We start from the raw sequence: 17,547 nt of genomic DNA on the forward strand, positions 1-17,547 counted from the left end.
AATAACATCAGATACCCGGTGCCTTTCCTTTATTTCCAGATGAGGATAAGCGTACCTGCCAGTATGGTGCCCATGCCCAGCAGCAGTCGTGGCGTAAGCGGCTCTTTTAAGATAAAGTAGGAGAGAAGCACGGTTACTACAATACCGGCTCTGTCGATGGTGGCAACCACGGAGATGTTGGCAGTCTTGATGGCTTTAAAGTATAAGATCCAGTAAACGGCGGTACAGAGCCCGGCCATTACCAGCCAGAGCATGGTTCGGTTGTCAATGGCTGATACGCCCCTTAAAGCGCCGGCATACCATGCATTTGCCACCACCATGGCCAACAGTACGCTGGTTCTGATAACCAGGGCCACATGCTCATTCGTGCTTCCCATTCCCATCTTGGCAAATACCATTGCCACGCCACCCATAAGCATTGCCATAATAGCGTAAGACAGCCACTGTTCCATTTTGAAGTATTAATGTGTAACAGACTGCAATACTAAGCAAGTTTTTGGCTATTCGTGGTTATCTGTTCCTGTTTTTTGTGAGATAGCACAGAGCGGGGGTGGAGCTGTAAATACAACAGGCAAAACATTTAGCCGTTAGGTATAACTAAAGCTGTAAAGTATAATGCCACAAGCTGCTACTTTTATTTTTCATGGTACGCTTCAGGATTTTCTTCGTCCTGCGGTCCGGCAACGGCAACAACCAATTACTTATGCGTTTAAGGGAGCACCTGCGGTAAAAGATGCGATCGAGGCGTTGGGAGTACCCCACCCGGAAGCGGCTTTTATACTGCGTAATAATAGGCATTTGCAGTTCAAGGACAGGCTTTATGCCGGCGACGAAATCCATGTTCACCCTGTGACAACAGTGACCCAAGCCCCTGCACAAAATTCTCTGATACCACCACTCCCTGAGCCTGTCAGATTTATACTTGATGTGCACCTAGGCACACTGGCGAAGGCGCTACGCATGCTGGGTTTTGACACGCTGAATGAGAAAAACCTGAACGACAACCAGATAGCCAGGCTCGCAGAGGAAGAGAGCCGCATCGTACTAACCCGTGATATTGGTTTGCTAAAACACAGGATAATTGCGCATGGCTACTGGCTGCGGTCACAGCACACCACATCGCAACTGCAGGAAGTCATCAAACGGTATGGTCTATCAGGTATGTTCAGTCCTTTTAAAAGATGCCTGGCATGTAACACAATTATAAGCAGCGTGCCTAAAGAAAGTATACTGCACCGGATTCCTGCAAATACCCGCCTGTACTTTGATGAATTTTTCTATTGTACGGCATGTGACAGGGTTTACTGGAAAGGCTCTCACTATGAACATATGCTTTCAGCTATAAAGGCCCTACAAAGCATTTGAAGCACATTTAGCCATATAATTTTTTGTGATTTGTACTTATTTAGCCGGTATTTATACTTAAATAAAGTACAATTACTGCTTTTGTTCTTTGGTAAATGCAGAAACAATGTAGTTTTGAGTTCTTTTGGACGGGAAAATCGTAAAATACAGTATACGATGTGGGATAGTTTGTGAACAAGATGATGCTATTTTTCTGTGTGGAAACAACAATTAGAACGGACAAACCAAATGTTATCAAGTAACAAGATCAGGTTAATACTAACAGACGACCACAAGATCGTAAGGGAAGGCATTAGCTCTTTGTTAGAACGTAACGATGAAATTGAAATTGTAGGTCAGGCATCAAACGGACAGGAAACCCTGGAACTTCTGACCAGAACACCTGCCGATGTAGTGCTGATGGACGTGAACATGCCTGTGATGGATGGCTATGAAGCAACTACGAAGATCAGAGAGCTTTACCCAAACGTTAAGATAATAGCACTCTCTGTCATCAGCGATGAGTCGTGTATACACAGAATGTTGGAATGCGGGGCCTTAGGCTACCTGCTTAAAAGCACTGGTAAAGAAGAACTGTTTCATGCTATACGGCTCGTTTATAATGGAACGCCCTATATCAGTTCTGATGCTTCCATGAAATTGCTGAGCAAGATATTGAGTTCTAACTCAAACTCCGCTGCTACCAAAACTGAGGCTAACGGACGGCAGTTGCTCTCCAAACGTGAACTGGAAGTCTTGTCGCTTATTGCGGATGGTTACACAAACTCTGAAATTGCAGACATGTTGTTTACCAGCAAGCGCACTATCGAAACCCACCGGCAGAACATACTCGAAAAGACCAAGGCAAAGAATACGGCCAACCTTATAAAGTATGCGTTTCAGCATAAATTAATAGAGTAAATACCTACTAATTACAGGACTATCAAGGTTCTATAATTATATCTCACCTACAATTTTGCAGTTCAGATAAGTATTTATACTTATTTGGGCTGCAAATTTTCTTTTATACTTAAGCCTAGTAAGTATAAATCTGTATTTACACTAGATAAGCCTGTATTCTGGGGCAATTTTTCATACCGTTCTGTTTTAGATTCGTTCAAATAATTAACTGTTAAGTTACATTTGACAATAAGAAATCAGGAGAGGGCCATACCTAATTGGGTGCTGAGGATGGTCCTCTTACTGTTTTATAGCCACGCGGTTTTCTAAGTCATATCTCGTTACCCTTCTTCTCTTTCAGGCTCTGGTTGCCATAATTATACTCGCTACAGCTAGCAAAACGCTAATTAAGGGAAGCCATTATCTACGCTTTGTACATTTACTTTATACTGTATTGGTAGGTTATCGTATGTGTTATTGCTTTAACCGGCGGTTATAATTTACTCCGGTTTCTGGTGTTAATTGCAATAACAGAAGTAAAAGTATGGCTACTCATAAAACAACCGGCAAGCAAAAGATAACTACGCGAGCCCCCTTCCCAAAAGGACGCATACTGGCAATAGGAGGAAAAGAAAGTAAAGACAAAGACGATAAAACAGAAGACCAGCAACGCAACGTTGATTTTGAAAGCGAACAGATCCTGAAGTTCTTTAAAGAACAACTGCATGGTACCAATCCGCTGGTGGCGCTGTTGCCTACTGGTACCAATCTGCCGGATGCTGTTGCAAAAGAATATGTAAATGTTTTCTCTGATCTCGGGATAAAAAGGGTGGAGGTGCTTGACATACGCACGCGCCAGGATGCCGACAATGAAAACTACCTGAAGATCATAAAAGAGGCTGCAGGAATATACTTTTCGGGTGGCGACCAGTTGCGCCTTACCTCAATTCTGGGAGGCACGCGGTTGCTGCAGCTTATGAAAGAGCGCTATACTTTTGATGAGATACTGGTTGCCGGAACAAGTGCGGGAGCCACGGCCCTGTCCACACCCATGATCTACGAGGTAATGTCGAAGGGTGGGTTTATTAAAGGCGATGTGCGGGTTACAACCGGGCTGGAATTTCTGAAAGATATTGCAGTAGACACACACTTTATACAGCGGGGCAGGCTGGTGCGCATGGCGCAGTGCATCGTTACAAACCCGGGTTGCATTGGCCTAGGCCTGGAAGAAGACACCGCCGCTTACATTACCCAGGGCCGTGAGCTTACTGTGGTAGGGAGCGGACTTGTAACTATTGTGGAAGGGCACCACTTGCAAAGCACCAACATCTACGATATCGATGCGGGTGAGCCTTTCTCAGTCAGGGGCCTAACCATTCATTTATTAAGCGATGGGCAGAAGTATAGTTTCCCGACCTATGACCAGTTGCATGCCTGATTATTTGGAAGGTTCCGGCTTAACCTGCGGTTGCATCAGATCTGCCAGCAAGCTGTACGATCTTAGTCTTGCCTCATGCTCATAGATGTGGCCGGCCACCATGATCTCATCCACCTGTGTGTCATCCAGAAAAGCCTGTAGCTCTTCTTGTATGGTTTTGGGGCTGCCTGTAAACGTATAGCGTAGCATTTGTTGCACGGCGTATTGCTCTGATGCATCCCATACTCCTTCCATGCTTTTTACCGGTGGTTTTTGTCTGTTGGCTGTTCCCCGTATCACATTCAGGAAGGCCTGGTATAAAGTGGTGGCCAGGTATTCGGCCTCTTTATCCGTATCTGCTGCCACTACATTCACACAAGCCATCGAGTAAGGTTTCTGCAGCGTGTCAGAAGGGGTAAAGCTGTCGCGGTATACTTTAAGGGCTGCGTGCAGGGCAGCAGGGGCAAAGTGGCTGGCAAATGCGTAAGGCAGGCCCATAAGTCCGGCCAGGTGTGCGCCAAAGGTGCTGGAACCCAATATCCAGATCGGCACATTCGTGCCTTCGCCAGGCACAGCACGCACACGTGCCTCAGACTGTATGGGTCCAAGATAGCTTCGCAGTTCCTGCACATGCTTCGGAAAGTCTTCCACCGATTCAAGCAGGTCTCTTCTCAGGGCCCTTGCCGTTAGCTGGTCGGTGCCGGGTGCACGGCCCAGGCCCAGGTCTATTCTGCCGGGATAAAGGGTCTCGAGGGTGCCGAATTGTTCAGCTACAATTAATGGGGCATGATTTGGCAACATAATGCCACCGGAACCTACGCTTATGGAGGAGGTGCCGCCGGCAATGTATCCTATCAGCACAGAGGTGGCCGAGCTGGCGATGCCCTGCATGTTGTGGTGTTCTGCGAGCCAGTAGCGAGTGTAGCCTAGTTTCTCGACATGCCGTGCCAGGTCTAGGCTGTTTTCAAACGAATTGGCTATCGTTTTGCCCTCCAGTATGGGCACCAGGTCAAGTACGGAAAACTTAACATCAGACAGCTTTTTCTGCATAGTTGTATGGCTCATGTGGGTTCGGCATTTAGGTTTGGCAAAGCAAGTTCTGCAGGAGTACCTGAGTTTATACTTAACATTGGCCCTGATGTTATACTTTAATGCAAGTCAGGAGAGGAAGATGCCCCGCTGTACTATACTTGCAGAGCAGGTCAGCTAGTCCTGGAAAAGCTTGAAGTCTTCTACTTCCTGCACGCCACACAGCGGCAGATCGCCAAGATGCACATCTCCGACGCGCACCCTGATCAGGCGCAGGGTCGGAAAACCGACGGCAGCTGTCATTTTACGCACCTGCCTGAATTTACCTTCTGTAACGATGATGGAAACCCAGCTGGTAGGCCCGTGCCTGTCGTCGCGTATTTTCTTTGTGCGTGGAGCAAAGTCCGGGGCGGGTAGTAAACGGTGGGCTTTGCAAGGCAGTGTATTATACGTTTCCTTTCCATAGCTAATTTCTACACCAGCTTCCAGTAAGGCAACGGCTTCTTCCGTTATCAACCCGTCTACCTGCGCGTAATACTCCTTTTCTACGTCTTTGCGGCGTACCCTTTCACTCATTTTTCCGTCGGTTGTAAGCAGCAAAAGCCCTTCGCTGTCTTCATCCAATCGGCCAATAGACATGGTTCCCTCCGGAAAATCGAACAGCTCGCCGAGTAGTTTATTCTGCTTATGGTTGCTTACAAACTGGCAGATGTAGCCAAAGGGTTTATGAAGTATAAAATGCCTGTGCATGGGTAATCGGGAAATAAGGGCAGGAACTAAGCGGATGTTCCTGTTTAAAAATGTTAGGATACAAAGTTCAGACATTAACACTTAAAAGCCAAAGGCATGCGCAACAGAAGGTATAAATAGCACAGGTCGAGAAATAAAAAAGGGAAAGCTTTAGTCTGAAGCCTTCCCTTTTATGCATAAATTAATTTCTGCTTAGTTGCCTGGCCACGCGTGCCAAGGTATACGGCTAAGTATAAGTACCAGTGCAATACCATAGAAAATGGCGATGCTCTTGAAACCGTTGCCGGTACCTACCTGGCGCTTCGCTTTAGAGTAGCCAATTGTAATCAGCACTACGGCAAGGATCATCATAAGGGGGTGCTCCAGTACATACAGTCTGGCAACAGCGTTTTTCATGAAACCCTCATTAGCACTCTCGATGCCCAACGGCGATACAAAGTATAAAATGATACCAATTACCCACTGCAAGTGTGCTGGAATTAAACCCAGTAAACCCATTTTTCTGTCTTTGTCGGTAAAAGGTTTGTTGCCGAACCAGCCAGCCAGCGCCACAATAACGCTGATAAGTACTCCTGCAAGCACCAGGTATGCAAGGTAAGAGTGTAAATGCTGTAAACCTGTGTCCATGTTTTAGTTTGATTAGTGTCGGGTGTAAAGGTAAAAAGAATAGCTAAATTCTTGCTAGCACAATCTTTTACAGAATAAAATTATCTGAATGTCCCTGCAGACCGGTTAATGATGCGTTTCATCTTCAAACAACCACTCCAGCGCTTCATCAACACTGAAGAATGAATCAAACTGGGTACTTACCTGAATATCTTTCAAAAGCTTGATCGAGTCATATACCCGGCTAATGTCCATCATGGCGTAACTTTCCTTGGTGGTAACCCGGGCAAATTTCTTAATGGGTGTTGTTTTAAGGTATGGGGCAATGTCCTGCAACAGCCAGTTCTGGTCCGAAAACTCAAGGTAATGGATGGCACAGGCATCGCTAAGCCAGTACTCCACCTGGTACTCAAAAGTAAGATCTACCAGCTTTTGAAACAACGGCCGGAAAACCTCGCTTTTTGGGTGTTTTAGCCATGTAATATAAACAAGCTTTCTGTGCCTGTCTACCTCTGCCCGGACAAACTCATCCTCAAAAGTCAACTGTAGGTGTAGGTTAAACCTGGAAATTATATTCATCTTCCGTACTTAAATCTGTTCAAAGGTATTACTGCAAACCTGGACTTACAAACCATCCCTGGTGCTTGACTTTACTCTATTACAGTATATTATGCTGTTTAGGTTTAGCTTTTTTAGTGATAACCTTGCTATTTGGGTGTGCTAGCCAAGTATGAAATTATACTTTTACTGCTATTTAATGTGATTTAATTATTTAGTTTAATTCTAAATTTCTTTAGGGAGCGGTTTAGCCGTAACCTGCCGGTTGTGTTTGCAAGTATAGCATAATAGATAATGTTGAACTAAATCACTTATACTATGGAAGCAACATGCAATCATTGCACCCACTGGGAGCAGGATCCAAATAAAGTACAGTTACAAAGCAAAGATTTTGGTGTTTGTGACGAATTGACCGGGCAGCATGCTATGGAGCCATCTTATGTGTTGCCACTTATACATGAAGGCCGCGAAGACAAAAAACCACGTCAGTTTGAGATGATCACTGGCGCAAGCTTTGGCTGTAACCATTTCAGTGAGAGAAAACGCTGGGTTTAGATATATTGACCATAAACAAAGTAAGCCGCAATTCTGAAGAGAGTTGCGGCTTACTTTGTTTATGAACGGTAGGCACATGGCGCTTTCATACCTGTTCTATGGCATTCGTTAAGCTTGTATCAGTTTTATCCGGATGCAAAGTATAGCGTGGCTGTGCCAGAACCGCCAACAGCAGTTGCCAGAAACGCTGCACCGAACTGATCTGCACCCGTTCTTCCGGCGAGTGGGCACTCAGGATGGTAGGCCCCAATGAAACGATCTCCATATCGGGGTACTTGCCCTTGATGATGCCGCACTCAAGCCCCGCGTGTATGGCCGTAATGGTTGGTTGCTTGTTAAATAAACTGAAGTAGGTTTCGGCCACATGGCGCACCAACGGCGAATCGGGGTTATAAATCCAGCCGCTATAGCTGCCTGTTAGTTTTACACTTGCCCCTGCGGCAGTTAAAGCCCTCTCGATGGCCTGTGCCAGCTTTTCTTTTTCCATCTCTAACGAACTCCTGGTAAGGCATTGTAACGCATACTTACCGTTGCCAAGCTCTAAGACAGCCAGGTTGTTAGATGTTTGTACCAGGCCGGGGATTTCACTGCACAGGGCATACAGTCCGTCCGGAAGCCAGTTAATGATATGCAGCAGGCTTTTCTGGCTTTGTTTATCCATTACACCGGACGGCAACGCAACAGGCAGGCAGCTAATGCTTATAGCCGGGTCTTTTTTATGAAATACCCGCTTCATGTTTTCCGCCTGCAGTTCCACAGCCTCCAGAAACTCATACACATCACTTACCACCACCGTGGCCTTTGCCTCCCGTGGTATGGCATTGTGCAGGCCGCCTCCGCTTATCGAACTTATCCATACTTCGCTTTGCCTCGAAACAGCAGTAAGCAGCTTACAGAGTAATTTGATGGCGTTACCGTGCCCCAGGTGAATGTCCAGGCCAGAGTGCCCGCCAGCCAAGCCGGTAATGGTAATCTCAAACGCCAGGCCATGTGTCGGAGATCGGGTTTCTGTATAGGAGGCCTCAGCATGTATGGCTACCCGCCCAGCACAGCCAATGGTGAGGGTACCTTCTTCTTCCGTGTCCAGGTTCAGCATGGTCGGGGCAGTTAGCAGGTCCGGCTGTAGTTTCATTGCGCCGGTCATTCCTTTCTCTTCGCCTACTGTAAACAATGCCTGCAGGGGAGGGTGGGGGAGTTCTTCAGAAGTTAGTATGGCCAGCATGGCCGCCACCCCGATGCCATTGTCAGCACCAAGGGTTGTGCCGTTTGCCTTAACCCAATCTCCGTCAACTACCATCTCAATTCCCTGCCTGTCGAAATCGAAAACGGTGGCGGCATTTTTCTGGTGCACCATGTCCAGGTGTGCCTGCAGGGCAACAGGGGCATAGCCTTCCATGCCCTCCGACGCGAGTTTCAGCACCAATACATTTCCTGCATTATCTTGTATCGTTTTCAGGCCTTTGGCGGCGGCAACCTGAAGTATAAAATTGGCTGCGTTTTTTTCTTTGCCTGTTGCTCTGGGTATGGCGTTTAGCTGGCAGAAGTATGACCAGAGTTCCTGCGGCTCCAGGTTTAGGATTGATTGCCTCATACTTGCGCTGTGTGGCTTACGTGCATGGCAGGCTGCTCTACTCCGGTTATGTTGCTTCGCCTTTCCAGCAGGATGGTGTCGCGCCAGATGCCGTTTAGCGCTGCTATTTTTTCACGGTACCCGATCTCCCGGAAGCCATACTTTTTCTGAAGCTTTATACTTGCCAGATTCTCCGGGAAGGTAGAGGAATGCAGTGTCCAGATGCCGTTGGCTTCACTTTCTGGGATAAGTGCCTGCATCAGTTTATCGCCAATTCCCTGCCCACGGAAAGCTGCTGACACATAGATACTGAACTCAGCTACGCCACGATAACAGTACCGCACCGATACCGGCGACAATGCCACCCAACCAGCCACCTTTTCTCCAACAATGGCTACAAAACGGCTGTGCTGATGATGGCCCCGATCCCACTGCTCCCACGAAGGGACCTCTGTGTTAAAGGTGGCCTGTCCTGTGTCCAGCCCTTCTTTGTAAATTTCAAGCACCGCATCGGCATGGACCGGCAGCATGGAGATCACTTTTTTCTCGAGCATAAAGTATAAGTCATCGTTTAAGGTAGTTTACTGTAAATCTTTTTGCCAGGCTACAACGGTGCAGCAAGTTTTATGTGCAATAGTTAGCTTTTCTGAGAAAATGGCAGGGCGGCGCAGGTAGGTGGTTGCAAATACCAGTGCCAGCACAACCACCGGCTGGTAAAGGTATTCTGGCGCATGCAGGTCTGTGGCAATGGCACCCCCGAAATAACTGCACAAAAGTACAAAGCCAAGCCCGAGGGTGCGGGGATGCAGGTACAGCAAAAATGCCACTAGTTCTACCAAACCAAAAAGGCGGCCGTAATCTGCAATCCCCAGTACCTCAAACTTAACTGCAATGTAGGGTATAAATAATATTTTCGTAAGCATGCTAAAAGCCAGCAGGAAATAGGTAACAGCCTTGATAGCTGTTACCCATATACTTTTAATTTGCATAGCTGTTCTTACTTAGCTAAGGTTAATTTATTTGTAGCCATTGCTGTCTTTATTTCGGCCTTCATAGCCTCCAGGTCGGCTTTAAATGCTTTGCTTTTACGAAGCTGCGCCACAAACTGCTCTGCAAACGCGCGCCCTGCCTCCGAATCGGATGGATAATGCACGCCCCTGATCTCCCTTGAAAAAGCCATGTCATAAGCATTGCTCAGAAACTGGTCTTGATACTCCGGAAACATATAGGCCAACAGGTAAGCGTGCACATGCGAGGCAGAGGAATGGCCGCTTGGGTACGAGGCGTGGCCCGGTGCCTCCTGGTTTTGCAGGCGAGGCTCCAGGTGGTAAGGGCGTGCGCGGTTAAACTGGGCCTTCAGGGAAAAGAAATAATAGGTGGCATCCTGGATCACGTTTTGCAATACGCGGCTAGTAACCGGCAACTGTTCCGGGTTAAACCAGGGTCCCAGGTTGCGGCCCACATAAAACAGGCTGCTCACGTTCCGGCTAAAGTCCGGATCATGTGGGTTATTGGTGTATGGGTCGTAGTATACCATGGCCATGGTATCTGTCAGGGCTGCGTCTATGGCAGTGCGTTTGGCCTGTAGTTCCAGCAGGAAGTCAAGTTCTTTCCGGGTCTGCTCGGAACTGTTGGAAGGGTAGGGCTTTATCTTGAATGTCTGCACCGGCACCTGCAGGTAAACGGTTCTTAGTTTCAAGTAAGCTGCCCTGCGAAAATCCTTCTCCGGAAAACTTATACTTTCCAGGTCGCCGCCCATGGCTGTTGTGTTGCTGGCAGCAATGGTTTTGTAATGATCCGTGGCAGGCGACAATGTTTTATACTTTATACTTTTCTGCTGGCTTGTTTGTGCCAAACCAGTAAAAGTAGCCAGTAAAAGCAGTGAAACTGTGCAGACAACTTTCATGGTTGCCATGGGCTGCTCCTTGGTGCATTTTGTGCAAGAGCTGGCCTGCCGACTGATTTGTTTCTGTTTTGCTTCTGCTTCCTTGGCCTCCAGTTCTTTTAAAACCTGGGCCGGCGTAGCGTAAATGTAAATGGGTTCCATAGTATATTTTGTTAAGTAGATCGGGTATTGTTTGCCTGATGACGGGGAGGTGCCATAAAAGACGCAACGTTTGTCAGAAAAAAAATCAGGGCTTTGAAAATATCAGTTTAATAACTGAATAGCCGAGTTGCCTGGCAATGTAAACACCTGTGCGCTGCTGGCACGTATACTTGTTTGTTTCGTTTATCAAACCCACACTGTTATGGCTAAAGTATTTGTTCTCCTACTGATGTTGTTTTCATTTGTTGCTGCAAAAGCACAGTCGGTAATTCCTCCTGTTGATGTACAGATAAAAGCGGCTTTGCTTGCCGCCCCTGCCGATAAACGCGATGGCGCCGCCGTGTTGGGCTATAACCAGAAAGGGGAACTGGTAACCCTGCGAAAAGGAACAAACGAAATGATCTGCCTGGCAGACGATCCAAAACAGGAAGGGTTTTCGGCGGCTTGCTACCACCGCGACCTGGAGCCCTTTATGGCACGTGGCCGTGCATTGAAAAAAGAAGGAAAAGCTAAAAAGGAGATTTTTGATACCCGTGAGCGTGAAGTGAAAAGCGGCAAGTTGAAAATGCCAAAGCAACCAACCACACTCTTCGTATTTACAGCCCCTGACGAAAACTATGACCCAATGACTGGCAAGGTGGAGAATGGTTACCTACGCTACGTGGTTTACATACCGTATGCTACGGCTACCAGCACGGGACTACCGCTAAAGCCGGATGCCCCTGCCATGCCCTGGCTGATGGACCCCGGCACCCATGCGGCTCATATCATGATCACACCTGCACCTCCTGCTAAAGTCGATAAGTAGACTGTTCCTGCTATAGGTTAAGTATAAACTGTTTCAGTCGTTGTGCATCTGTTACTGCATTGCCTAGTACCGTATTGTTGAAGAAAACCCATACTTGCTTTTCAGCTTCAAGCCAGTCTTTAATCATGTAGGCGTAGCGCTCCAGCTTTTCATCGGAATAGGAAGAAGTATACATCTTTTCGTCGCCGTGCAGACGCAGGTAAATGGTGTTGGTTGTGCTTTGTTCGGTGCCCGGGAACCGTTTCCCGGCACTGGCCATCACGGCTGTAATATCGTAGTCCCGCATTAGTTCCAGCGACTCCTCTGAGAACCACGATGCATGCCGTGCCTCCAGGGCAAAAGTCTGTCTGCTATACTTCTCCCTTAAAGTTCTGTAAAATTCTTCTGCTATGAGCCTGTCGTGCCGGAAGCTGCCAGCGATTTGTACCAGCACAGGCCCGAGCCGTTCACCCATCAAACTGTACCTTGACATAACCTTCTCCAATGGCTCATCTATGTCCTGGAACCTGCGTTTGTGTGTGATCTCCTGGTGCAGTTTTGGAGCAAATTTAAAGTATGGTGGTGAAGTGTTAAGCCATTTCTCTATAGTCTTTACCATCGTAAAATGGTAAAAGCTGCTGTTGATTTCTGTTGCATTAAACTGGCTAGCGTAGTAGGAGAGGCGGTCAGAAGATTTAAGATCCACCGGGTAAAGTACTTCCTGCCAACGATAGCTCCAGCCCGAGGTGCCAATGAATAAATCAGGGTGTAAATCTACCATACTATAAAATCAATTGGGTTGCAGCTTTTATACTTCAGGATTCCACGTTTTTCTCGTAAGGTTTTATTTCACCGTCTTTTACCAGAAAAGCCTTCTCTGCCACATCCAGTATTTCTTCTTTGCTGTCGGAGTATGCTTCTACAACGTTGTAGGAGGTGCCTTTGTAATGTTCGTCCATGCGGCAAATCTTTTCTTCGTCTTTGCAGGCTTTGCCTATTACTTTATAGGTATTATTTTGATACTCCACCCTTGTTCCGGCAAAGCCATCAATTGGGAACATTTTAAAAAGTGGCTCCACATAGAGTTCCAGGCCGCCTGTGGCACAAAAAAGGTCCATCCCATTTTCCCGGGAAGCTGTGAAATGGTTTAACAGCTCATTGTTGAAATTGGCAGGAAACTCCCGCGCCCAAAATTCCCTGGCATAAGCCTGAACGGTAGCCGGTGGCAGGTTATCGAGGTAATTGAAGAAGTTTTCTTTAAATTCTGTTTTCCGGATCTGATGTAGCAGCAGCAAAAGTTTATAGTACAACATCTGTAGGTAATACTTTGCCTGCCGTGGCTGCTTGCCCACCACAAACTTGAAAAACTCATCTTTAGAGCTCTTGTTGTAAAACGTCTTGTTCAGGTCGAATACAAGTACTTTTATCTTATTATCTTCTTTAGCCATGATATGTAAAGTATAAATATGGCAGGCGTTGGATTTCCTGCGCATCTTACATACGGAGGAAGGAGAAAAAGAATAAATGATGGAAGTGCGGTAAAAGCAAAAGCGGAAGGTATAAATTGACTCACCTACCGCTTTTATTGATTATAGTTGCATTACCGTATCCAACCACCCCTGCTGATTTACCTCACCCCGACCCTCTCCTAAACAGGAGAGGGAGTTCTGGCACTACTTTGGCAGAATTATAAGCTCTGTAGCCACTGTTTAACCTCCCTTTACACAAGATCTTTACAAGATGACAAAGAGGAAAGGATTAAATTATTGTGAATGCAGTTGAAGCAGTAAGTATTAAAGCTCCCTCTCCTGTTTTTAGGAGAGGGCTGGGGTGAGGTAAAAACTTACGAACTACACGACAACATCGAACAGCCAGCTTTTTGCGTGGCCCACTCCGGCCTGAGCGCAAAGAACTCATCGTGTTTGTCTGAGTATGGCGATTTTATGGCCTGCTGCAATTTGTTAAACAGTTCATCCTTTCCTTGCTCCAGCTCTTCAATGGCCTGGTGTAACAGGTAATTCCGGAGTATGAAACGTGGGTTGTTGCGGCGCATCAGTTCCTGCGAGGCCTCGCGGGTGCAGCTGTTTGTCTTTAGCCGTTCCGTATACTTAAGCACGAAAGTATAAAGCTTTGCACTGTCCGCCTCAGCCAGCTCTTTGTACATACTTGGCTTAAAGTGTGCTGTTGCGGCAGTGGCATCGGCAATGTCTAAAGGCAGGTCTATCAGCAGCTGGTAAAAGATGGTCATGTCAGGTTTAAGTGCTGTTAGCAGTTCTTCCAGTTCCTTTATCAGCTTGATGTCTTCCTGTGTAACCTGGTCCATGCCAAGTTTCTTGCCCATCATGCCATAGTAATTGGTCCAGTAAACATGGCGGTAAGTTTCCAGGGCTGCAATAAGTGGCTTAGTGTCCGGGAACAAAGGAGCCAGCGCACCGGCCAGGCAACCCAGGTTCCAGTAGGCGATGGACGGCTGCTTGCCAAAGGCATAGCGTCTGCCCGGCAGGTCGGTAGTGTTCGGCGTAAAATCAGGGTCGTAATCATCCACAAAAGAATAAGGGCCGTAGTCGATGGTTAGGCCAAGTATAGACATGTTATCAGTGTTCATCACACCATGCACAAAGCCCACACGAATCCATTCCACCATCAGGTTTGCGGTTCGCTCCACTACTTCCTTAAACCATTCCAGTACCTTATCTTCGCCGGTAATGTGCGGGTAATACCGGGAGATGGTCCAATCTACCAGTTGCTTCAGGTTATCGGTCTCTTTCCGGGAGGCCAGTAGCTCAAAATTGCCGAAACGCAAAAAACTTGGGGCAACACGCATAACTACAGCTCCTGGCTCATAGGCAGGATTGCCATTGTAGAACATGTCGCGCAGCACCGGCTCACCGGTTGATACAAGGCTCAAGGCACGGGTAGTAGGCACGCCGAGGGAATACATCGCCTCACTCATCAGGTACTCCCTCACCGATGATCTTAAAACTGCTCTGCCGTCGGCGCGGCGGGAATAAGGCGTCTGGCCGGCTCCTTTCAGCTGCAGCTCCCAGCTTTGCCCGGGTGCAGTTTCCCACTCTCCGAGCGTGATGGCGCGGCCATCGCCTAATTGGCCTGCCCAGTTACCAAACTGGTGCCCGGCATAACAGGCAGCGTAAGGGTACATGCTTTCAGTAACACGATTTCCGCCCAATATGTCAGTTTCTTCCCGGGTTGCTGGTTTCTGAATGCCAAGTTTTTCGGCCAATTCCTCTGACCAGGCCAATAGCGTTACATTTTCAACGGGGGTAGGGGTGGCTTTACTGTACAGCACACCGGGTGTCTGGCGCGGTGTCAGATCGCCGCTGTCGTCGCCGGCAAAGGTGTTTACAAATTCTCTTTTATATTTTTTTGAGCTTAAGCTCTCGTCTTGTTTCACTTCTATATGCTTTTAATGTCACCTCTTAACAAGGAACCGGCAAGATAAGTTAATTTTTGGCGGGATAAACTGCATCAGATGTATTAGCTTGCAGCTTATAACTAATTCGTAGATTGCTTATACTTTAAAGCAGCTATCAAAAGAGCATACAACAAATGTCTATACTTTTAATCAGCCGGGGGCGCGATGTAAAGCCCTGGCTTGACTCAATTAAATCTGAAAGGCCGGACTTGGAGGTACGTATTTACCCCGATACAGGACCGAAAGAGGAGGTTACCTTCGCCATTGCCTGGAATCATCCGCCGGGTGCGTTCCTGGAATTTCCGAACCTGAAGTGCATTGCGTCTATGGGTGCAGGTGTAGATCATATTCTGAAAGATCCGGAATTGCCGGAGGATGTGGTTATTACGCGCGTTACTGACAAACACCTGACCAACGACATGGCCACTTATACCACGGCCGTGGTATTGAACTACATGCGTGGCTTTTCGGGATATAAGGCCGCGGAAAAGGAAAGCCAGTGGCAACCAAAGCCCTACCTGCGTCAGCGTGACGTAAGGGTTGGCGTGATGGGAATGGGCGTGCTGGGTGCAGAAGCCGCCGCGCAACTCAAGAAGCTGGGCTTTGCGGTGCAGGGCTGGGCCAAATCGCATAAGAACATCGAGGGCATACCGGTCTATGCAGGCACCGAAGAGCTGGACTACTTTCTGGCCACTTCAAATGTACTTATCTGCCTGCTGCCGCTTACCCCCCAAACGTCAAATATCCTCAGCAAAGTTAACCTTCAAAAATTACCGGAGGGCGCTTATGTGATAAATGTGGCCAGAGGTGAACACCTGGTAGAGGAAGACCTACTGGAAATGCTGGATACCGGGCATCTGGCAGGTGCCACACTGGATGTGTTCCGGACCGAGCCTCTACCGAAAGAGCACCCTTTCTGGGCGCACCCCAAAGTAGACGTAACCCCGCATATTGCCAGCGTTACAAACCCAGCCTCGGCGGCAAAGCAGATACTGGCAAACTACGACAGCCTTACTAAAGGCGAGCCGCTTATCAATGTTGTTTCACGAACCAAAGGATATTAACATGTACCCATTCCACTACGCTTTTAAAGTAAAAGACATCGAATCGACGCGTAAGTTCTATGTAGAAATACTGGGCTGTCGCGAGGGCCGAAGCACCGAGCACTGGATTGACTTCGATTTTTTCGGGCATCAGCTCTCGGCACATGTAAGCGACAACATTCCTGAGCTTGATTACTGTGGCAAGGTGGATGGCGTTAGCGTGCCTGTACCGCACTTCGGTTGCATCCTGAACTATGAGCAGTTTGATCAGCTGCAGGAAAACCTTACGAAACACAACGTGAAATTTGTGGTAAAGGCTCATACCCGTTACGAAGGACAGGTAGGCGAGCAGCGCACTATGTTCGTACTGGACCTGAGCAATAACCCGCTGGAGTTTAAAGCCTTCAAAAACCCAGACGAAGTATTTGCTTCTTAAGTATGAGTCATTTGCTTTTATACTTTGGTGCAGTTTCTAAACCCTAAGCCTTCTTTAAGACGTATGGGTTTTTATAAACGCACAAGAACTTATGGAATCAAGTAGCACGAACGAAACGATGAATACAATAGAGGGTTTAATTAAGGATCCTTCACGATTAGCGGATATTTTAAAAGACCCGGGCAGTCATGGAATAGACTTTTATAATGGCTTGTCTAACCGTCAGAAACAGTATGTGTTATTGGCTGCCGGAATAGGTCTGATAGGCTATGCTATTTATGTTGGGCGCCAATCAGATTATGATAATAGCGACGCAGAAGAAAGCTCAAATGCCAGCTAACTTTCGAAAGCTTAGCTCGTAAAAGAATAGTAGATAAATTTTTTGTTATCGCACAGACAGGCTAACCACCTGAATAAAGCTCGTAGGAGTTTTCGGAATTATTCCAGGTTTGTTCGAGAAGCAAAAAACAAAGACCTGCCTTAAGCTTTACTTAGGGCAGGTCTTTGTTTTTATAAGTAGCTTATACTTCCTGCAGGTTACTTTTTGCGGCCTCTCTTTGACACGCGTTCCTTGTGGCCTTTTCTTTTCAGTTCCTTAAACTCCTCATTCGATACCACTACAGTGTAATAGACAGAAGTAAGCACCACAATTCCCGCTTCTTCCACAAAAGAAGTGGTTAAGGAAAGCTGTTTATCAGAGTTTAAGACGTATACATCGTCCACTCTCTCATACACATTAAATTCGTAATCGCCTTCCGCTGGCTTGCTGTTGCTTGTCTGCGCCAGTCGGTCCCCGGTAATAATTATCGGCTCTTCCAACTCAACCTCGTAATCAAACGGCTGAAAGTACTTCCCGTCTTTTTTGTAGGTGATGTACTCGATCTTGTTGATGTATACTTCTATGCCAGCGTTTTTACTGTCGCGCTTTTGCTTAATATCGCTTATGTTGCCTGTTAGTCTCATGCAAGTATAGGTCAGGGACTTAAATTATACTTCAAAGTTACAACTAATCTTACAGTACCGCACAGCAAATTGGCAAAGTATAAACTGGTTTTAAAGTATAACTTTGCGC

At 47.1% G+C, this 17,547-nt stretch carries 22 protein-coding genes; 9 read left to right on the top strand and 13 right to left on the bottom strand.

The annotated features are described in order from the left end of the window. Window positions 1-29 precede the first annotated feature (29 nt). Window positions 30-452, bottom strand: coding sequence for an EamA family transporter (locus AC4BAP_RS09520; protein WP_490582406.1), 423 nt, complete (start codon window positions 450-452; stop codon window positions 30-32). 163 nt (window positions 453-615) lie between these two features. Here AC4BAP_RS09520 and AC4BAP_RS09525 point away from each other — a divergent pair, with 163 nt between their 5' ends. The 3 genes from AC4BAP_RS09525 (at window position 616) to AC4BAP_RS09535 (ending at window position 3,682) form a co-directional block, all read left to right on the top strand. Next, window positions 616-1,365 (top strand): Mut7-C RNAse domain-containing protein, encoded by a 750-nt coding sequence (locus AC4BAP_RS09525; RefSeq protein WP_490582407.1) that lies wholly within the window; start codon window positions 616-618, stop codon window positions 1,363-1,365. A 228-nt stretch (window positions 1,366-1,593) separates the two neighbouring features. Continuing rightward, window positions 1,594-2,265, top strand: coding sequence for a response regulator transcription factor (locus AC4BAP_RS09530; protein WP_490582408.1), 672 nt, complete (start codon window positions 1,594-1,596; stop codon window positions 2,263-2,265). A 523-nt stretch (window positions 2,266-2,788) separates the two neighbouring features. Next, the gene (locus AC4BAP_RS09535; RefSeq protein WP_490582409.1) at window positions 2,789-3,682 is read left to right on the top strand and encodes a cyanophycinase; all 894 of its coding nucleotides are present in this window, start codon (window positions 2,789-2,791) and stop codon (window positions 3,680-3,682) included. On the opposite strand, the gene AC4BAP_RS09540 is transcribed toward AC4BAP_RS09535, so the two are convergent. Then, window positions 3,683-4,726: an LLM class flavin-dependent oxidoreductase gene (locus AC4BAP_RS09540; protein ID WP_490582410.1), complete on the bottom strand. Its 1,044-nt coding sequence runs from the start codon at window positions 4,724-4,726 to the stop codon at window positions 3,683-3,685. Window positions 4,727-4,745: 19 nt separating this feature from the next. Between AC4BAP_RS09540 and AC4BAP_RS09545 the strand changes: the two genes are divergently transcribed. After that, window positions 4,746-4,871 carry a hypothetical protein gene (locus tag AC4BAP_RS09545; protein WP_490582411.1) on the top strand — a complete coding sequence of 42 codons (126 nt, stop codon included), beginning with the start codon at window positions 4,746-4,748 and terminating at the stop codon, window positions 4,869-4,871. On the opposite strand, the gene AC4BAP_RS09550 is transcribed toward AC4BAP_RS09545, so the two are convergent. From AC4BAP_RS09550 to AC4BAP_RS09560, 3 genes are all read right to left on the bottom strand, one after another. Next, window positions 4,868-5,440, bottom strand: coding sequence for a pseudouridine synthase (locus tag AC4BAP_RS09550; protein WP_490582412.1), 573 nt, complete (start codon window positions 5,438-5,440; stop codon window positions 4,868-4,870). The two genes, AC4BAP_RS09545 and AC4BAP_RS09550, sit on opposite strands and share 4 nt — an antisense overlap. Before the next feature lie 192 nt (window positions 5,441-5,632). Then, the gene (locus AC4BAP_RS09555; protein WP_490582413.1) at window positions 5,633-6,067 is read right to left on the bottom strand and encodes a hypothetical protein; all 435 of its coding nucleotides are present in this window, start codon (window positions 6,065-6,067) and stop codon (window positions 5,633-5,635) included. A 105-nt stretch (window positions 6,068-6,172) separates the two neighbouring features. Further along, a complete protein-coding gene (locus AC4BAP_RS09560; RefSeq protein WP_490582414.1) occupies window positions 6,173-6,625 on the bottom strand; it encodes a hypothetical protein in 453 nt (150 codons plus the stop codon). A gap of 297 nt (window positions 6,626-6,922) precedes the next feature. On the opposite strand from AC4BAP_RS09560, the gene AC4BAP_RS09565 reads away from it, so the two are divergent. Beyond that, on the top strand, window positions 6,923-7,159 hold the full coding sequence (locus AC4BAP_RS09565; RefSeq protein WP_490582415.1) for a hypothetical protein: 237 nt from the start codon (window positions 6,923-6,925) through the stop codon (window positions 7,157-7,159). 85 nt (window positions 7,160-7,244) lie between these two features. Here AC4BAP_RS09565 and AC4BAP_RS09570 read toward each other — a convergent pair whose 3' ends face one another. Genes AC4BAP_RS09570 through AC4BAP_RS09585 form a run of 4 tightly spaced genes read right to left on the bottom strand, consistent with a single transcriptional unit; the run spans window position 7,245 to window position 10,776 of the window. Next, window positions 7,245-8,750, bottom strand: a complete 1,506-nt coding sequence (locus AC4BAP_RS09570; RefSeq protein ID WP_490582416.1) for an aminoacyl-histidine dipeptidase — start codon at window positions 8,748-8,750, stop codon at window positions 7,245-7,247. Next, window positions 8,747-9,283: a GNAT family N-acetyltransferase gene (locus AC4BAP_RS09575; protein WP_490582417.1), complete on the bottom strand. Its 537-nt coding sequence runs from the start codon at window positions 9,281-9,283 to the stop codon at window positions 8,747-8,749. The genes AC4BAP_RS09570 and AC4BAP_RS09575 overlap by 4 nt, the downstream gene beginning before the upstream one ends. A 27-nt stretch (window positions 9,284-9,310) precedes the next feature. Continuing rightward, window positions 9,311-9,718 carry a hypothetical protein gene (locus AC4BAP_RS09580; protein WP_490582418.1) on the bottom strand — a complete coding sequence of 136 codons (408 nt, stop codon included), beginning with the start codon at window positions 9,716-9,718 and terminating at the stop codon, window positions 9,311-9,313. Between the two features lie 8 nt (window positions 9,719-9,726). Further along, a complete protein-coding gene (locus AC4BAP_RS09585; protein ID WP_490582419.1) occupies window positions 9,727-10,776 on the bottom strand; it encodes a phosphatase PAP2 family protein in 1,050 nt (349 codons plus the stop codon). Window positions 10,777-10,978: 202 nt separating this feature from the next. Between AC4BAP_RS09585 and AC4BAP_RS09590 the strand changes: the two genes are divergently transcribed. Continuing rightward, window positions 10,979-11,584: a hypothetical protein gene (locus AC4BAP_RS09590; RefSeq protein WP_490582420.1), complete on the top strand. Its 606-nt coding sequence runs from the start codon at window positions 10,979-10,981 to the stop codon at window positions 11,582-11,584. A 10-nt stretch (window positions 11,585-11,594) separates the two neighbouring features. Here AC4BAP_RS09590 and AC4BAP_RS09595 read toward each other — a convergent pair whose 3' ends face one another. The 3 genes from AC4BAP_RS09595 to AC4BAP_RS09605 form a co-directional block, all read right to left on the bottom strand. Then, window positions 11,595-12,344, bottom strand: coding sequence for a DUF72 domain-containing protein (locus AC4BAP_RS09595; RefSeq protein WP_490582421.1), 750 nt, complete (start codon window positions 12,342-12,344; stop codon window positions 11,595-11,597). A gap of 34 nt (window positions 12,345-12,378) precedes the next feature. After that, window positions 12,379-13,011 carry a haloacid dehalogenase-like hydrolase gene (locus AC4BAP_RS09600; protein WP_490582422.1) on the bottom strand — a complete coding sequence of 211 codons (633 nt, stop codon included), beginning with the start codon at window positions 13,009-13,011 and terminating at the stop codon, window positions 12,379-12,381. Between the two features lie 395 nt (window positions 13,012-13,406). Further along, a complete protein-coding gene (locus AC4BAP_RS09605) occupies window positions 13,407-14,975 on the bottom strand; it encodes a protein adenylyltransferase SelO (RefSeq protein WP_490582423.1) in 1,569 nt (522 codons plus the stop codon). Between the two features lie 155 nt (window positions 14,976-15,130). Here AC4BAP_RS09605 and AC4BAP_RS09610 point away from each other — a divergent pair, with 155 nt between their 5' ends. From AC4BAP_RS09610 to AC4BAP_RS09620, 3 genes are all read left to right on the top strand, one after another. Beyond that, window positions 15,131-16,060: a 2-hydroxyacid dehydrogenase gene (locus AC4BAP_RS09610; protein ID WP_490582424.1), complete on the top strand. Its 930-nt coding sequence runs from the start codon at window positions 15,131-15,133 to the stop codon at window positions 16,058-16,060. Window position 16,061: 1 nt separating this feature from the next. Next, window positions 16,062-16,475, top strand: a complete 414-nt coding sequence (locus AC4BAP_RS09615; protein ID WP_490582425.1) for a VOC family protein — start codon at window positions 16,062-16,064, stop codon at window positions 16,473-16,475. Between the two features lie 118 nt (window positions 16,476-16,593). Continuing rightward, window positions 16,594-16,815 (top strand): hypothetical protein, encoded by a 222-nt coding sequence (locus AC4BAP_RS09620; RefSeq protein WP_490582426.1) that lies wholly within the window; start codon window positions 16,594-16,596, stop codon window positions 16,813-16,815. A 197-nt stretch (window positions 16,816-17,012) separates the two neighbouring features. Here AC4BAP_RS09620 and AC4BAP_RS09625 read toward each other — a convergent pair whose 3' ends face one another. After that, window positions 17,013-17,438: a hypothetical protein gene (locus AC4BAP_RS09625; protein ID WP_490582427.1), complete on the bottom strand. Its 426-nt coding sequence runs from the start codon at window positions 17,436-17,438 to the stop codon at window positions 17,013-17,015. Between the last annotated feature and the right edge of the window lie 109 nt (window positions 17,439-17,547).

Source organism: Pontibacter sp. GD7 (assembly GCF_058216375.1).

Excerpts from the sequence above, each read along its gene's own strand:
- AC4BAP_RS09520 (WP_490582406.1), bottom strand. The coding sequence starts at position 452 with ATGGAACAGTGGCTGTCTTACGCTATTATGGCAATGCTTATGGGTGGC.
- AC4BAP_RS09525 (WP_490582407.1), top strand. The coding sequence starts at position 616 with ATGCCACAAGCTGCTACTTTTATTTTTCATGGTACGCTTCAGGATTTT.
- AC4BAP_RS09530 (WP_490582408.1), top strand. The coding sequence starts at position 1,594 with ATGTTATCAAGTAACAAGATCAGGTTAATACTAACAGACGACCACAAG.
- AC4BAP_RS09535 (WP_490582409.1), top strand. The coding sequence starts at position 2,789 with ATGGCTACTCATAAAACAACCGGCAAGCAAAAGATAACTACGCGAGCC.
- AC4BAP_RS09540 (WP_490582410.1), bottom strand. The coding sequence starts at position 4,726 with ATGAGCCATACAACTATGCAGAAAAAGCTGTCTGATGTTAAGTTTTCC.
- AC4BAP_RS09550 (WP_490582412.1), bottom strand. The coding sequence starts at position 5,440 with ATGCACAGGCATTTTATACTTCATAAACCCTTTGGCTACATCTGCCAG.
- AC4BAP_RS09555 (WP_490582413.1), bottom strand. The coding sequence starts at position 6,067 with ATGGACACAGGTTTACAGCATTTACACTCTTACCTTGCATACCTGGTG.
- AC4BAP_RS09560 (WP_490582414.1), bottom strand. The coding sequence starts at position 6,625 with ATGAATATAATTTCCAGGTTTAACCTACACCTACAGTTGACTTTTGAG.
- AC4BAP_RS09565 (WP_490582415.1), top strand. The coding sequence starts at position 6,923 with ATGGAAGCAACATGCAATCATTGCACCCACTGGGAGCAGGATCCAAAT.
- AC4BAP_RS09570 (WP_490582416.1), bottom strand. The coding sequence starts at position 8,750 with ATGAGGCAATCAATCCTAAACCTGGAGCCGCAGGAACTCTGGTCATAC.
- AC4BAP_RS09575 (WP_490582417.1), bottom strand. The coding sequence starts at position 9,283 with ATGCTCGAGAAAAAAGTGATCTCCATGCTGCCGGTCCATGCCGATGCG.
- AC4BAP_RS09580 (WP_490582418.1), bottom strand. The coding sequence starts at position 9,718 with ATGCAAATTAAAAGTATATGGGTAACAGCTATCAAGGCTGTTACCTAT.
- AC4BAP_RS09585 (WP_490582419.1), bottom strand. The coding sequence starts at position 10,776 with ATGGAACCCATTTACATTTACGCTACGCCGGCCCAGGTTTTAAAAGAA.
- AC4BAP_RS09590 (WP_490582420.1), top strand. The coding sequence starts at position 10,979 with ATGGCTAAAGTATTTGTTCTCCTACTGATGTTGTTTTCATTTGTTGCT.
- AC4BAP_RS09595 (WP_490582421.1), bottom strand. The coding sequence starts at position 12,344 with ATGGTAGATTTACACCCTGATTTATTCATTGGCACCTCGGGCTGGAGC.
- AC4BAP_RS09600 (WP_490582422.1), bottom strand. The coding sequence starts at position 13,011 with ATGGCTAAAGAAGATAATAAGATAAAAGTACTTGTATTCGACCTGAAC.
- AC4BAP_RS09610 (WP_490582424.1), top strand. The coding sequence starts at position 15,131 with ATGTCTATACTTTTAATCAGCCGGGGGCGCGATGTAAAGCCCTGGCTT.
- AC4BAP_RS09615 (WP_490582425.1), top strand. The coding sequence starts at position 16,062 with ATGTACCCATTCCACTACGCTTTTAAAGTAAAAGACATCGAATCGACG.
- AC4BAP_RS09620 (WP_490582426.1), top strand. The coding sequence starts at position 16,594 with ATGAATACAATAGAGGGTTTAATTAAGGATCCTTCACGATTAGCGGAT.
- AC4BAP_RS09625 (WP_490582427.1), bottom strand. The coding sequence starts at position 17,438 with ATGAGACTAACAGGCAACATAAGCGATATTAAGCAAAAGCGCGACAGT.